The sequence below is a fragment of the Streptosporangium sp. DT93 genome (assembly GCF_049844535.1).
Lineage (GTDB): Bacteria > Actinomycetota > Actinomycetes > Streptosporangiales > Streptosporangiaceae > Streptosporangium.
Genome location: NZ_JBNCLF010000006.1, coordinates 1,503 through 15,431 on the forward strand (window position 1 = coordinate 1,503; position 13,929 = coordinate 15,431).

Here is a 13,929-nt window from a genome sequence, read left to right on the forward strand (position 1 = left end):
CACGTACGGTGATCGTGATCAGTCGCGTGGGCAGTACGGTCCGCGTCCCGATGGGGAGCGCAAGCCGTTCAACCGCGATGATCGTGGTGGGAGCCGTCCTGCGTTCAATCGTGACGATCGTGGTTCCGGGCGTCCGCCGGCCGGTCGTGACGACCGTCCCGGTGGCGGGTACCGTGGCGATCGCCCGGAGCGCCCGCCGTTCAACCGCGACAACCGAGGCGGGGACCGTCCCGCCTACAACCGCGACGATCGCGGCTCCGGCAGGCCGCCGTTCAACCGCGACGATCGCGGTGGGAGCCGTCCGCCGTTCAACCGCGACAATCGCGGTGGGGACCGTCCCGCCTACAACCGCGACGACCGTGGCGGGGACCGTCCTGCCTACAACCGCGATGATCGTGGTTCGGGTCGTCCTCCGTTCAATCGTGATGATCGTGGTTCCGGGCGTCCGCCGGCCGGTCGTGACGACCGTCCCGGTGGCGGGTATCGCGGGGATCGCCCGGAGCGTCCGCCGTTCAACCGCGACAACCGAGGCGGGGACCGTCCCGCCTACAACCGCGACGACCGCGGTGGAAGGCCCACGTACGGTGATCGTGATCAGTCGCGTGGGCAGTACGGTCCGCGTCCCGATGGGGAGCGCAAGCCGTTCAACCGCGACGACCGGGGGTCGAGCCGTCCCCCGTTCAACCGTGACGACCGAGGCTCCGGCAGGCCGCCGTTCAACCGCGATGATCGCGGTGGGAGCCGTCCTCCGTTCAACCGTGACAGTCGCGGCGGGGACCGCCCGTCCTACTCCCGGGACGACCGTGGTGGCGAGCGCAGGTCGTTCAGCCGTGATGACCGGCCCGGTGGAGGACGTCCCTTCAGCGATCGTGACGGTGAGGGGTCTCGTACCCGCTATGGCCGCGACGACCGCTTCGGCGGGCAGAGCGGGCAGGAGGAGGCTCCTCGCCAGCGTGAGGAACTCCCCGAGCTCGCTCCGGACATCACCGCGGAGGAACTCGACAAGGAGATCCGCGAGGAGCTGCGCTCCCTGCCGCTCGATCTCGCCGAGCTGATCTCGCGCCACCTGGTGGCGGCGGAGAGGGCCCTGGGCGAGGACGACGCGGAGCGGGCGTACGAGCACACCAAGGTCGCACGCCGCTTCGCGGCCAGGATCGGAGTGATCCGTGAGGCCGTGGGAATCGCGGCCTATCGCGCGGGGCACTTCGCCGAAGCGCTCAGCGACCTTCGTGCGGCTCGCCGCATGACGGGCTCCGACTCGTTCCTGCCGATCATGGCGGACTGCGAGCGCGGTCTCAAACGGCCTGAGCGTGCCCTCGACCTCGTCCGCTCGAAGGAGGCCGAGCGGCTCGACCGCGTCGGCAAGATCGAGCTGGCCATCGTGGAGTCCGGTGCCCGTCGTGATCTCGGTCAGAACGACGCGGCGGTCATCACCCTCCAGCGGCTTCCCGAGCTGCGTGACACCCGCCCCCAGCCCTGGTCCGCTCGTCTCGCCTTCGCCTACGCCGACGCGTTGGCGGCGGCCGGACACGAGGAGCCCGCGACCGAGTGGTTCGGCCGCGCCATGGCCTTCGACGAGGACGGCGAGACCGACGCGGCCGAGCGCTACGCGGAGCTGACCGGTTCCGTCATCGAGGATCTCGAAGAGGACGAGGACGAGGAGGGCGGCGAGGAGGCCGACCTCGGGGACGACGCCCTCGCCGGTGACGAGGTCGGTGCCGAAAACGCCGGTAACGCCGGTAACGCCGGTAACGCCGGTAACGCCGGTGATTCCGGTGACGCCCGTGGTGTCGGGGACATCGACAGCGCCGACAGCGACGACAGCGACGATGATGACGACGACGTGCCCGCCGGTGGCGACGCGGACGCCGGCGACACCACGGCCGCGGACGCCGATGCCGAGAGCGACGATCTCGGCAGCGACGACGAGGACGACGAGGACGACGAGGACGACGAGGACGACGAGGACGACGAGGAAAGCGACGACGAGCACGGGGAGGAGCGGCTCACCACCGCCGAGGCTCCGGGCGACGAGTCCGCCGATGACGACGTTCCGTCAGGAAAGGTCCCTGCCGCGAAGCCGGCGGTGAGGGCCGAGCCCGCGATCCAGCAGAAGGCCGAACCGAAGGTCCAGAAGCCCGGCAAGGTCGACCTGGTCGGGCCGGCGTTCATCGAGCCCGACTTCGGGGACATCCTCAGCGACGGCCCGGATGTCGACCCCGACGACGAGGACGAGATCGGTCCCGGCCCGGACCACCGGGGCAGGAACGACGGCAAGTAGTTCTCAGGTGGCCTCGCCCGCCGCCGGGGCGGTTCGACGACCCCCGGCGGACGGGCGAGGCCCGTGCCCGTGCCCGTGGGCACGGCGGACCTCAGGGCTGGACCCGGTTCAGCCAGTGCAGGATTCCGGCCACGTTGGACGGGGCGCCGCTGAGCAGTTCGAACTGCTCGGCGGTCGCCTCGTCCCCCCTCAGCGCGGCGTAGCGGTCGCGGGTGCGGTCCCTGACCATGGCCACGGCGTGGTCCAGGTCCATGCCCTCCGCGTGTGCCTGCCGGGTCAGGTCGACCCAGACGCGCAGCTCCTCGGCGGAACGCCCGAGCGTCTCCTCCACGTCGGTGACCGGCCCGTAGTGGCTGAAGAGCAGCCGCTGCGGACCCAGTGCCTCGAACAGGGCGATGGAGTCCAGCGCGGTCTGCAGGTCGAAGTCCGGCGGGGGCGTCGCGGGACGCAGATCACCGGTCTCCGGAAGATAGACGCCGGCCGCGTCGCCCACGTAGAGATCGCCGGTGCCCGAGTCGACCAGTCCCACGTGGTGTTTGGCGTGTCCTGGGGAGTAGTGACTGCTCAGCGTCCGTCCGTTGCCGAGGTCGATGGAGCCGGTGTCGCCCAGCGCGCGGATCCTCGACGCCTCGGTCGGGGAGAGATCGCCGAACAGGACGTCCAGCTTGTCGCCCCAGACCATCCGGGCGCTGGCCATCAACCTGGACGGGTCGGCGAGGTGCCGGGCGCCCTTCTCGTGGACGACGATCTCCGCGTCCGGGTAGAAACCGGCGATGTCGCCGACCCCGCCCGCGTGGTCCAGGTGGATGTGCGTGACGACGACCGTGGAGAGGTCCCGCGGGCCGACGCCCAGGGAGGTCAGGGCGTCGCGCACCACGGGGGCGGAGGTGGAGGTGCCGGTCTCCACCAGGCAGGGCCGGTCGCCGAGGATCAGGTAGCCGGCCGTTATGCCGGAGTACCCGGCCATTCTCGTGTCGATCTCATAGACGTCTCCGCCGAGGGCGGTGATGTTGTCCACGGGTCACCTCATTCTGGAACCGGTGTCTCCGGAACAGTATTCGGCTCTTCGGGCGCGTCTCACAGTGTGGCGACGCGAAAAGATCTCGAAATCTCTCAGGGGGCCGGCTCTCCGGACGGCGGCGCGGACGCCTCGCCGCCGGGTTCCGGCAGGGGGGAGAGCAGGCGCAACACCAGGCCGGTACGGGGTTTGGGGCCGAACGAGGTGGACTTGCGGGGGACCCGTTCTCCCTGGGCCGCGACCGCGAGCACGTCCTCGACCGCCAGCGGGCGCAACAGCACGGCCGTTCCGCCGCAGGCCCGCGCGAGTCGTACGGCGGCCTCGGGGTCGTGGTGGACGATGCGCACCGACCGTTCGTCGTCGTCGGTTCCCCAGACCTTGGGGAGCAGGAACTCCGCGAGGACGGACGTGTTCAGCGCCCGCCATCCGGCTGATCGGCCGGGGGGCATGGCGTGTTCGAGCTGGTCCGGATCCGGGTCGCTGAGCAGGTGGGTCATTCCTCCCCCGGACAGCAGGTAGGCCGGTCCTGTGGTCTGCTCCAGCGCGGCCAGTCCCTCGGCCAGGTCGGCGTGTTCCTGTACCCGCCACGAACCCCTGGCCTTGGTCAGCGCCTCCTCCGGGGGGAGACCGGGAACGACCCGGTGAATGGCCTTCAGGTTCGGGGGGTAGGCGGTGGAGTCCACCAGGAGGGCGAGGCCGAGGTCCCACGGCCCGGGCTCCGCGGATCCTCCCGCCCCTTCTGCCGGTGAGGTCCCGCTCCCCGCAGGGACTCCGGTCGCGTCCGGGCCCGCCGCCGTCGCGGACCTGTGCTCGCGCTGGAGCGCGAGGTAGGTGGCGTAACGGTGGTGCCCGTCGGCGATGAGGGCCTGCCTGGGGCGGAGGTCGGCGTCGATCGAGGCGAGCTCCCCGGCGTCGGTGACGGCCCACAGCCGGTGACGAAGACCGTCGGAGGTCGCCGTCTCCGCCAGCGGGGGCCGGGACGCGGCGATCCGGTCGACGAGGCCGCTGGCCGCCCCTCCCGCGCCGTCGTAGAGCAAGAAGATCGGTTCGAGGTTGGCCTCGGTGGTGCTCATCAGCGCCAGCCGGTCCGCCACCGGGCCGGGCATGACGTCCTCGTGCGGCAGGATGATGCCGGCCTCCGGCCCGGCCAGCCCCACGTCGCCGATGAGCCCGCGTTGCAGGATCCCCGGCCCCGACTGCTCGTAGACGTAGAGGGCGGGTCTGTCGTCGGCGGCGAGCACCCCCGAGGAGAGCCATTCGTGGAGTGTCGTACGGGCCTCGGCGTACCTGTGGTGGTCGGAGCCGGGAAGGATCAAACGCACCACATTGTTGGGATGGGTGTCGAGCAGCTCTCGCACCCCGGCCTCGTCGATGAGGTCGTAGGGCGGGGAGGTGACCCCGGCCAGATCGTCGACCGTGAACCGTATTCCGCGGAACGGGCGTAGCACCAGCCCGTCAGGTACCGGCAGTTCAGGATTCGCCATAGAGGGCATGCTGCCATAAAGGCCTGAAACGACCGGGAACCGCTTCGAGGCCGTGGGGTCCGTGGCGGTTTCCGATCCGTCAGGAATCGGTCAGATCTGTCGTCTGTCGATGAAGGAGGCCTCACACGATGGTCCAGGGACGTGGCGGTCCGTCTGATCCCCCCGGCCCCGAGACGGGCGCGCCTGTCGGGGACGTCTACGAATGGTTCCAACGAGGGATGAGGCTGCTGTCCGAGGGCAGCCCGGCGGCGGCGGCCGCGCTTCTGGAGCGGGCGGCCGACGCGGAGCCGGAGTCACGCAGCGTCCGCGAGGCCCTGGCCAGGGCACAGTTCAACTCCCGGCAGTACGCCGACGCGGCCGACAGCTTCCGCTGGATCATCGACGCCAATCCGGCCGAGGACTACGCGTATTTCGGTCTCGGGCTCTCCCTGTGGCGGACCGGGGACATGGAGGGGGCGCAGGAGCCCCTGGCCATCGCCGTCGCGATGCGGCCCGATCTACGGCACTACGTCTCGGCCCTCAAGAGCGTGCGCGCGACGCTCCGTGCCCGCCGGATGTGACTCCGGGTGATCGGGTCCTCGGGGCCCGGCCTCCGTCGAGGGCCGGGGAGCCGGGTGAGGTCCGTGAATCCGGCCCGGAGAAGGCCGGTGGACCCTGGAGAAGAACGCCCCGGGGGCGTGAACGATCTGTATGGGCAAGAGGATGCGAGTGATGGAATGGGCCGGTGAACACCAACACGCTGATCGACCCCTACGACACCCTTCTCCTCGATCTCGACGGGGTGGTGTACCTCGGGCGTGAGGCCGTACCCGGGGCTCCGGAATCCCTGCGCGAGGCGGCGGAGCGGGGCGTGCGCCTCGCCTACGTCACCAACAACGCCTCGCGCACCCCGGCGGCCATCGCCCAGCACCTGAGCGCGCTGGGCGCCCCGGCGACCGCCGAGGACGTCGTCACCTCGGCCCAGGCCGCCGCGCGGCTCGTGGCCGAGCGGTTCGGGCCGGGGGCCCCGGTGCTGGTGGTCGGCGGGATGGGGCTGCGGGTCGCGTTGCGCGCCCACGGGCTGCGCCCGGTCAGCACCGCCCTGGACGCCCCGGTGGCGGTCGTCCAGGGCATCGCCCCCGACCTCTCCTACGGCCTGCTGGCCGAGGGGGCGCTCGCGGTACGCAACGGCGCGCTGTTCGTGGCCGCGAACGCCGACGCGACCATGCCGACCGGCAGGGGCGAGCTTCCCGGCAACGGCGCCATGGTCAGGGTGATCGCCACGGCGACCGGGGTGGAACCGGTCGTGGCGGGCAAGCCCGAGCCGCCGCTGCACCGCGAGTCGATGCTCCGTACCGGATCACGCAGGCCCCTGGTGGTCGGCGACCGGCTCGACACCGACATCGAGGGGGCGACCAACGCCGGGGTCGACAGCCTGCTGGTGCTGACCGGCGTGGCGACCCCGCTCGACCTGCTGACCGCCGAGCCCCGGCACCGGCCCACCTACGTCGCCGCCGACCTGGCGGCGCTGCACCTGCCCTATCCCGAGGTACGGCGGACCGGGCGGGGGTGGGCCTGCCAGGGGTGGACGGCCCGCTGGGAGGGGGACGCGCTGGCCCTGGAGGGCGCGGGCGAGCCGCTCGACGGGCTCCGGGCGGCCTCCGCGGCCACCTGGGAGGCGGTGGGGGAGGAACGGGCGGACGAGGACGCGATCAAGACGGCCCTGGACGCCGTCCTGCCGTCGCGGAACCGGCCCGCCGGCACCGCCCGCTGACCGTTCCCGCCCGGCGACGTCCGGACACGCGGTTCCGGCGACTCCCGTCGTCGCCGGCACCGCCCGCTGATCTCCCCTGCCCGCCGGCCGTCCCCGCTCGCCGCCGCCCGTGGAAGCCGTCCTCACCCGGTGGCCGTCCTGACGCGCCGGCGGGCTCCCGCCCGCTCCGGCCCTCGCCGCAGGTCCCCTCGGGTCCTGCTCAGAGGAGCTTGCGCAGGCGGAGGAGGTCGCCGAAGCTGGCGTCGATCTTGACCCGGCCGCCGAAGACGGCGCGTCCCATGTCGAGATCCCCGTTCACCAGGGAGACCAGGTCGTCACTGCCGATGGTCAGCTTCACCTCGGCCCCGCGGTCGTCACCCGGGGCCAGATCCTCGAAGGGCCCCAGCCCGCCGTGGTGGAGGTGACCGTAGAAGGTGACGCCCAGATCCTTGACGTGGCAGCTGATGCTGCGTTCGACCACGTGTCTGGCGCGGCTCTCCTGGTCGACCTCGTCGAACCGCTCGCCGAGTTTGCGCAGTGCCGTCCGGCACTCGTCGACGGTCGCCATCGCGTCGCGCTCCCTTCTCCTGCCGGTCCGGATCACTCTCCGGTACGGACCGTAGCGTTCCACACGGGGACGGCCGCAACCCGGCGCGGGGGCCGGGAAAAGGAGACCCCGTCATGGTGCGCGGAACCCCCGGGGGCGGGTGGCGCCGGTCCCGACGAGAGGTCAACGATCGGACGCCCGGGATGGTTCACGCCCGTCCCCGCCCCGTTCCCGCCGGGCCCCGGAAACCGGCCGGGGACGGGCCGCGAGGCCGGACGCGCGGGTACGCGCCGGACCCGCGCGACATCACCGGCAGGACGGGCCGCGAGGCCGGACGCGCGGGCGGGACGACCGCCGGGGCGACGGGCGGCGCGGGTTCCGATACGGTTCGGGGAGTTCACGCGCACGGCACCGGCGACCGCCGTGCCCACGTGACGTCCTGGACGCGCGCCCGGATCATCACCCGGGTGCCCGGGGCGTCGTCCCGGCGCCGGCCGTCGTCCGGCCGCCCGCCCGGACGACGGCCGGGAACGGCCCGGAGCACCGGGGCGGCCATGGAGGACGGTCACGGGAGACGGTCACAGGAGACGGGGCGCCGGGAGGGGTTCCGGAGGGGGCACATGACGGACCTGCTGGAGGAGACCGGCGACGGGCGGGCGGACGCCGCGCTGAGCGGCCTGGCCCGGCTCGGTGCCCTGCCCGTGTCCGCGCACGCGGACGTCTTCGAGGAGGTGTTCACCGGGCTGGAGCACGTGCTCTCCTCGGTGGACGACAGGACGAGCCCGCCGCCCGGCACGGCGGACCAGGACCGGGATCAGCACCAGGACCAGGACCGGGACCAGGACCGGGACCGGGACCGGGACCGGCGATGGGCACCGCCCCGGCCGGGCGACCCCCGGGAGCGGTACCGGTGAGCAGGCGGGCACGTCTCGACAGCGAGCTGGTCCGTCGCAGGCTGGCGCGCTCCAGGGAACAGGCCGCCCAGCTCATCGAGGCCGGGCGGGTCAGCGTCGGCGGCAGGACGGCCGCGAAACCCGCGACCCAGGTCGACACGGCCTCGGCGATCGTGGTCGTGGAGGCCTCCGACGGCCCCGACTACGTCTCGCGAGGGGCCCACAAGCTCCTCGGCGCGCTGGAGGCCTTCGGTCCCGGGGGTCTCACCGTGGCGGGCCGGCGCTGCCTGGACGCGGGGGCCTCGACCGGCGGGTTCACCGACGTGCTGCTCCGGGCCGGAGCCGGGCACGTGCTGGCCGTCGACGTCGGGTACGGCCAGCTCGCGTGGTCGCTGCGCACCGACGAGCGGGTCACGGTGATGGAACGGGTCAACGTCAGGGACCTGACGCCGGAGCTGGTCGGCGAGCCGCCCCCCACGCTGATCGTCGGTGACCTCTCCTTCATCTCCCTGCGCCTGGTGCTGCCCGCCCTGGCGCGCTGCGCGGCCGGCCGGGCGGACTTCGCGATGCTGGTCAAACCGCAGTTCGAGGTCGGCAGGGAGCGGGTCGGCGCGGGCGGGGTCGTCCGGGACCCCGGCCTGCGGGCCGAGTCCGTACGGGATGTGGCCCGATCCGCGGGGACGCTCGGCCTGGAGGCGCGCGGGGTCACCGCGAGCCCGCTGCCGGGACCGTCGGGCAACGTCGAGTACGTCCTGTGGCTCGGCAAGGGGGAGGGCCCCCGGCCGGTCGCCGACCTCGACGCCGAGATCGACCGCGCGGTACGGGAAGGCCCGCAGTAGTGGCCCCGTCAGGAGGGCCCGGGTAGGGGCCCCTCCGGCGGGGGAGGACGACCCGTGGAAGGGTCACGGTAGAAGGTCCTCGGCAGGTGGCGACCCGAGAGAGATGAGACAGATGACTGCCAAGCGCACCGTGCTGGTCACCGCGCACACCGGGCGGGAGGCGGCCGTCGACAGCGCCCGGATGGTGATCCGGCGGTTCCTGGACGCCGGGCTGACCGTGCGCGTCCTCGGTGCCGAGGCCGACGAGATCGCCTGTACCGGCGCGGACGTGGTGCCCGCGGGAACGGCGGCGGTCGACGACGCCGAGATGATGATCGTGCTCGGGGGCGACGGGAGCCTGCTGCGGGCGGCCGAGCTGGCGCGCCCGGCCGGGGTGCCGCTGCTGGGCGTCAACCTCGGCCACGTGGGCTTCCTGGCCGAGGCAGAGGTCGAGGACCTGGCGGAGGCGGTCGACAGCGTGGTGGAGGGCCGCTACGACGTCGAGGAGCGGATGACCATCGAGGTCACGGCCCGCCTCAACGGCGAGCTGCTGGCCGACAGCTGGGCGCTGAACGAGGCCACCGTCGAGAAGAGCGAGCGGATGCTGGAGGTGGTCGCCGAGATCGACGGGCGCCCGCTCTCGCGCTGGGGGTGCGACGGGGTGATCTGCGCCACGCCGACCGGTTCGACCGCGTACGCCTTCTCGGCCGGCGGCCCGGTCGTCTGGCCCGAGGTGGAGGCGCTGCTGCTGGTGCCGATCAGCGCGCACGCCCTGTTCTCCCGGCCCCTGGTGGTCTCGCCCAGATCCAGGCTCGCGCTGGAGGTCCAGCCGGAGACGGCCGGCGCGGTGCTCTGGTGCGACGGGCGCCGCAGGTTCGACCTGCCCGCGGGCGCGAGGGTGGAGCTCAGGCGGGCCACGCTGCCGGTACGGCTGGCCAGGCTGCACGGCCTGGAGGACACCGGGGCGCCGTTCACCGACCGGCTGGTCGCCAAATTCGATCTCCCCGTTCAGGGCTGGCGTGGCCGGGTGAGGCCCTAGTTCGCCCGGGCGGGCGACGTCCGGAGCGCGTAGGATCGTGCCCGCGCACCGCACTGATGTTCGGTGAACTCGATGTGACGGGAGGGACCAGTGCGACCCAGAGTCGAGGAGGTCCGCATCCAGGGGCTCGGCGTGATCGATGAGGCCGTCCTGGTGCTATCGCCGGGATTCACCGTGGTCACGGGCGAGACGGGTGCGGGCAAGACCATGGTCGTCACCGGTCTGGGGCTGCTGTTCGGCGGCCGGGCCGACCCCGCCCGCGTCCGCCCCGGGGCCGACAGGACGACCATCGAGGGCACGCTCCAGGTCGATCCGGCCGGGCGCGTCGCCCAGCAGGTGCAGGACGTCGGCGGCGAGGTCGAGGACGGCGAGCTGATCATCTCGCGGACCGTCTCGGTCGAGGGGCGCAGCCGCGCCTGGCTGGGCGGGCGCACCGTCCCGGTCGGCACCCTCACCTACCTGGCCGAGGATCTCGTCGCCGTGCACGGCCAGATGGACCAGCAGCGGCTGCTGCAGGCCGCCCGCCAGCGCGGCGCCCTCGACCGCTACGCCGGTGAGGAGCTGGTCAAGCCGCTGCGCGCCTACGAGCAGGCCTACAAGCGGCACCGCGAGATCGCCGAGCGGCTGGCCGAGCTCACCACCCGGGCCAGGGAGCGCGCCCAGGAGGCCGACCAGCTCAGGTTCGGGCTCGGCGAGGTCGAGAAGGCCGACCCCAAGGCCGGCGAGGAGAACGACCTTCGCGAGGAGGAGGAGCGGCTCTCCCACGCCGACTCGCTGCGCGGCGCCGCCGAGAGCGCGCACCGGGCGCTGCTCGGTGACCCGATGTCCGGCGAGCAGGCCATGCCGGACGCGATCGCGCTGGTCGGGGAGGCCCGTACGGCCGTCGAGGCGGTGCGCGACTTCGACCCGGCGCTGGGCGGCATCGCCGACCGGCTCGCCGAGGCGGGCTACCTGATCTCCGACGTGGCCACCGAGCTGGCCGCGTACGCCGAGTCGATCGACTCCGACCCGGCCCGGCTCGCGGCCGTGCAGGAGCGGCGGGCCGAGCTGATCCACGTCATCCGCAGGTACGGCCACGACACCTCCGAGGTGCTCGCCTGGGCGGCGCGGGCCGCGGCGCGCGTCGCCGAGCTCGACGGCGACGACGACCGCATCGCCGAGCTGACCCGCGAGTACGAGGAGATCACCGGGCTGCTCACCGAGCTGGCCGCCGAGCTGACCCGGGTCAGGACGGCGGCGGCGGAGCGGTTCGGGCAGGCCGTGACCGAGGAGCTGACCGCGCTGGCCATGCCGCACGCCCGGGTGGTGGTCGTCATCACCGCCGCCTCGGAGTTCGGCCCGCACGGCGTCGACGAGGTCGAGCTGCGCCTGTCGCCGCACCCGGCCTCGCCGCCGCTGCCGCTGAACAAGGGCGCCTCCGGAGGCGAGCTGAGCCGGGTGATGCTCGCCATCGAGGTGGTGTTCGCCGGCGCCGACCCGGTCCCGACGTTCGTCTTCGACGAGGTCGACGCGGGGGTGGGCGGCAAGGCCGCCGTGGAGATCGGCCGCAGGCTGGCCCGGCTGGCCCGTACCTCGCAGGTGATCGTCGTCACCCACCTGCCGCAGGTGGCGGCCTTCGCCGACCAGCACCTCGTGGTGGAGAAGGCCGACGACGGCAGCGTGGTGCGCAGCGGCGTGATCGCCCTGGACATGGACGGCCGGGCGCGGGAGCTCTCGCGGATGCTCGCCGGGCTGGAGGACTCCGAGCTGGGCCGCGCGCACGCGCAGGAGCTGCTGTCGATCGCCGCCGCCGACAAGGCGTGAGCGTGTGAAGGCCTGAAGGGGTGATTCGCCCGTTCCCGGGGAGCGGGCGGGGGGCTTCTCTGTGACGTATCTGACACGCTGCCGCCTGTTTGGCACTCCCGGTCGTTCCCTCTGGCAGGATGGGCGTGATGAAGGTGCCGATTGACGGGCTTCAAGACAGGCTCACGGGGTACCTCCGCCGCAGGAAGGTCACGGACCTTCCCGGGGTGACGGCAGTGGCGAGAATCGATCGGCGGACCAAGAGGCTGACCAAGCGCCTCAGGGCCGGGGAAATCGCGATTATCGATCACGTTGACGTTGACCGGGTGAGCGCGGAGGCGCTTGTCGCGTGCGGCGCGGCGGGTGTCGTCGACGTCGCCGCGGGCATCAGCGGCCGCTACCCGAACATGGGCCCGCAGATCATCGTCGAGGCCGGGGTGCCGTTCATCGACAACGCGAGCCCCGAACTGTTCGAGCGGATCAAGGACGGCGACCGGGTCCGGCTGCACGAGGGCGTCGTGTACCTGGGCGAGGAGGCCGTCGGCAAGGGCGACGTGCAGACGGCCGAGTCCGTCGAGGCCGCCATGAGCGAGGCGCGGGTCGGCCTGACCGTGCAGATCGAGGCGTTCGCCGCCAACACCATGGAGTACGTCCGCCGCGAGCGCGACCTGCTCATCGACGGCATCGGCGTGCCCGACGTGCGGACCGTCATGGAGGGCAGGCACGTCCTCATCGTGGTGCGCGGATACCACTACAAGGAGGACATCGCCGCCCTTCGCCCCTACATCCGTGAGTACCGGCCGATCATGATCGGGGTGGACGGCGGCGCCGACGCGCTGCTGGAGGCGGGCTACACGCCCGACATCATCGTGGGCGACTTCGACTCCGTCTCCACCAAGGCCCTCACCATCGGCGCCGAGCTGGTCGTGCACGCCTACCGCGACGGCAGGGCGCCGGGTCTGGAACGGGTCCAGCAGCTCGGCCGCAGCGCGGTGCTCTTCCCGGCCATCGGGACCAGCGAGGACATCGCCATGCTGCTCGCCGACGACAAGGGCGCCGACCTCATCGTCGCCGTCGGCACCCACGCCACGCTGGTGGAGTTCCTCGACAAGGGCCGCTCGGGCATGGCCAGCACCTTCCTCACCCGCCTGCGGGTGGGTAGCAAACTCGTCGACGCCAAGGGCGTCAGCCGGCTCTACCGCAGCCGGATATCCACCCCGTCCCTGCTCCTGCTCGTCGCCACCACGCTGATCACCATGGGGGTGGCGATCGTCGTCTCCCCGGTGGGCAAGATCTGGCTGGACAGCATGCGCGACGGCTGGAGCGGCTTCATCTTCTGGCTGGTCGGACTCTTCTCGTGATCGATTTCCGCTATCACCTGGTCTCCATCGTCGCGATCTTCCTGGCCCTGTCGGTCGGGATCGTGCTGGGCACCACCCTGCTCGAGGACCCCGTCATCAAGGCGAGCGAGCTGGCCGTCAACCAGTTCCGCGAGGGCAACAACGAGCTGCGCGAGCAGGTGGAGACCCTGCAGAAGCGCGAGGCCGCCAACGACGCCTTCGTGGCCGGCGACACCCCCCGGCTGGTGCAGGACGCGCTGACTGGCAAGCGCGTCGTGATCGTCGAGGCGCCCGGGGCCGCGACGGCCGTGCGTGAGGCGGTCCAGCAGGTGGTCGAGGAGGCCGGGGCGACCGTCACCGGCCGGATCACCCTCGCCGAGAGGTACGTCGACCCGGCCCAGACGGGCTTCGTCGACAAGCTGGCCGTCGGGGCCAAGGCCCCCGAGACGGTCTTCCCGGCCGAGGACACCGCCTACGACAAGGCGGCCGAGGTGCTCGCCGGCGCGATCGTGACGTCCGACCCCGCCCAGGCGGGCGAGGCGCACCCGGCGGGCGCGAGCATCGTGGACGCCTTCCAGCGCGGCGGCCTGCTCAGCGTCACCGACAACCCCACCAGGCGCGCCGACCTGGCGCTGCTGATCGCCCCGGCGGAGGCGTACACCGGGGAGGGCGCGGCCACGCAGGCCAAGGCACTGGTCACGCTGGCGCTCGGCCTGGACGAGCGGGGCCAGGGCGTCGTGCTGGCCGGTACGCAGACCGCGGCGGCGACCGGCGGCGTCATCGCGGCGATCCGCGACGACGCCGCCTTCACCGAGAAGATCTCCACCGTCGACACCGCCGATATGCCCGCGGGACGGGTCGTGGTGGTCTACGCTCTCCGGGAGCAACTGACCGGTCTGGCCGGTCAGTACGGCATGGGCCCCGGCGTCTCCGGCATCGAGCCCAGCGCGACGCCCACCCCCACGGCCGCCACGGCCACCTCCGGAGGATGATTC

At 72.6% G+C, this 13,929-nt stretch carries 13 protein-coding genes; 9 read left to right on the forward strand and 4 right to left on the reverse strand.

What is annotated here, in order from left to right:
* The coding region (locus ACLQ2R_RS14715; protein ID WP_425960052.1) for a hypothetical protein at positions 1-1,066 on the reverse strand (1,066 nt) is incomplete at its 3' end.
* A 3-nt stretch (positions 1,067-1,069) separates the two neighbouring features.
* Here ACLQ2R_RS14715 and ACLQ2R_RS14720 point away from each other — a divergent pair.
* Entirely contained in the window at positions 1,070-2,281 is a 1,212-nt protein-coding gene (locus ACLQ2R_RS14720) for a hypothetical protein (RefSeq protein WP_425960053.1), read from the forward strand.
* 91 nt (positions 2,282-2,372) lie between these two features.
* Here the strand turns inward: ACLQ2R_RS14720 and ACLQ2R_RS14725 are convergent, their stop codons facing one another.
* Together ACLQ2R_RS14725 and ACLQ2R_RS14730 are read right to left on the reverse strand one after the other, a co-directional pair.
* Positions 2,373-3,299 (reverse strand): MBL fold metallo-hydrolase, encoded by a 927-nt coding sequence (locus ACLQ2R_RS14725; protein WP_425960054.1) that lies wholly within the window; start codon positions 3,297-3,299, stop codon positions 2,373-2,375.
* Positions 3,300-3,394: 95 nt separating this feature from the next.
* Entirely contained in the window at positions 3,395-4,792 is a 1,398-nt protein-coding gene (locus ACLQ2R_RS14730) for a DUF1015 family protein (RefSeq protein WP_425960055.1), read from the reverse strand.
* A gap of 119 nt (positions 4,793-4,911) precedes the next feature.
* On the opposite strand from ACLQ2R_RS14730, the gene ACLQ2R_RS14735 reads away from it, so the two are divergent.
* Positions 4,912-5,343 (forward strand): tetratricopeptide repeat protein, encoded by a 432-nt coding sequence (locus tag ACLQ2R_RS14735; protein ID WP_425960056.1) that lies wholly within the window; start codon positions 4,912-4,914, stop codon positions 5,341-5,343.
* A gap of 164 nt (positions 5,344-5,507) precedes the next feature.
* On the forward strand, positions 5,508-6,536 hold the full coding sequence (locus tag ACLQ2R_RS14740) for an HAD-IIA family hydrolase (RefSeq protein ID WP_425960057.1): 1,029 nt from the start codon (positions 5,508-5,510) through the stop codon (positions 6,534-6,536).
* 199 nt (positions 6,537-6,735) lie between these two features.
* On the opposite strand, the gene ACLQ2R_RS14745 is transcribed toward ACLQ2R_RS14740, so the two are convergent.
* A complete protein-coding gene (locus ACLQ2R_RS14745; protein WP_386244537.1) occupies positions 6,736-7,083 on the reverse strand; it encodes an SCP2 sterol-binding domain-containing protein in 348 nt (115 codons plus the stop codon).
* Positions 7,084-7,682: 599 nt separating this feature from the next.
* Here ACLQ2R_RS14745 and ACLQ2R_RS14750 point away from each other — a divergent pair.
* The 6 genes from ACLQ2R_RS14750 to ACLQ2R_RS14775 all read left to right on the forward strand — a co-directional run bounded on the left by ACLQ2R_RS14750 (position 7,683) and on the right by ACLQ2R_RS14775 (position 13,926).
* The gene (locus ACLQ2R_RS14750; protein ID WP_425960058.1) at positions 7,683-7,976 is read left to right on the forward strand and encodes a hypothetical protein; all 294 of its coding nucleotides are present in this window, start codon (positions 7,683-7,685) and stop codon (positions 7,974-7,976) included.
* Positions 7,973-8,794 (forward strand): TlyA family RNA methyltransferase, encoded by an 822-nt coding sequence (locus ACLQ2R_RS14755; RefSeq protein ID WP_425960059.1) that lies wholly within the window; start codon positions 7,973-7,975, stop codon positions 8,792-8,794. The genes ACLQ2R_RS14750 and ACLQ2R_RS14755 overlap by 4 nt, the downstream gene beginning before the upstream one ends.
* A gap of 112 nt (positions 8,795-8,906) precedes the next feature.
* Complete coding sequence (locus ACLQ2R_RS14760; protein ID WP_425960060.1) at positions 8,907-9,812, forward strand: NAD kinase; 906 nt, start codon at positions 8,907-8,909, stop codon at positions 9,810-9,812.
* Between the two features lie 90 nt (positions 9,813-9,902).
* Positions 9,903-11,615 (forward strand): DNA repair protein RecN, encoded by a 1,713-nt coding sequence (gene recN / locus ACLQ2R_RS14765; RefSeq protein ID WP_425960061.1) that lies wholly within the window; start codon positions 9,903-9,905, stop codon positions 11,613-11,615.
* Positions 11,616-11,743: 128 nt separating this feature from the next.
* Complete coding sequence (steA, locus tag ACLQ2R_RS14770) at positions 11,744-12,955, forward strand: putative cytokinetic ring protein SteA (RefSeq protein WP_425960062.1); 1,212 nt, start codon at positions 11,744-11,746, stop codon at positions 12,953-12,955.
* On the forward strand, positions 12,952-13,926 hold the full coding sequence (locus ACLQ2R_RS14775; RefSeq protein ID WP_425960063.1) for a copper transporter: 975 nt from the start codon (positions 12,952-12,954) through the stop codon (positions 13,924-13,926). The genes steA and ACLQ2R_RS14775 overlap by 4 nt, the downstream gene beginning before the upstream one ends.
* Positions 13,927-13,929: the final 3 nt, after the last annotated feature.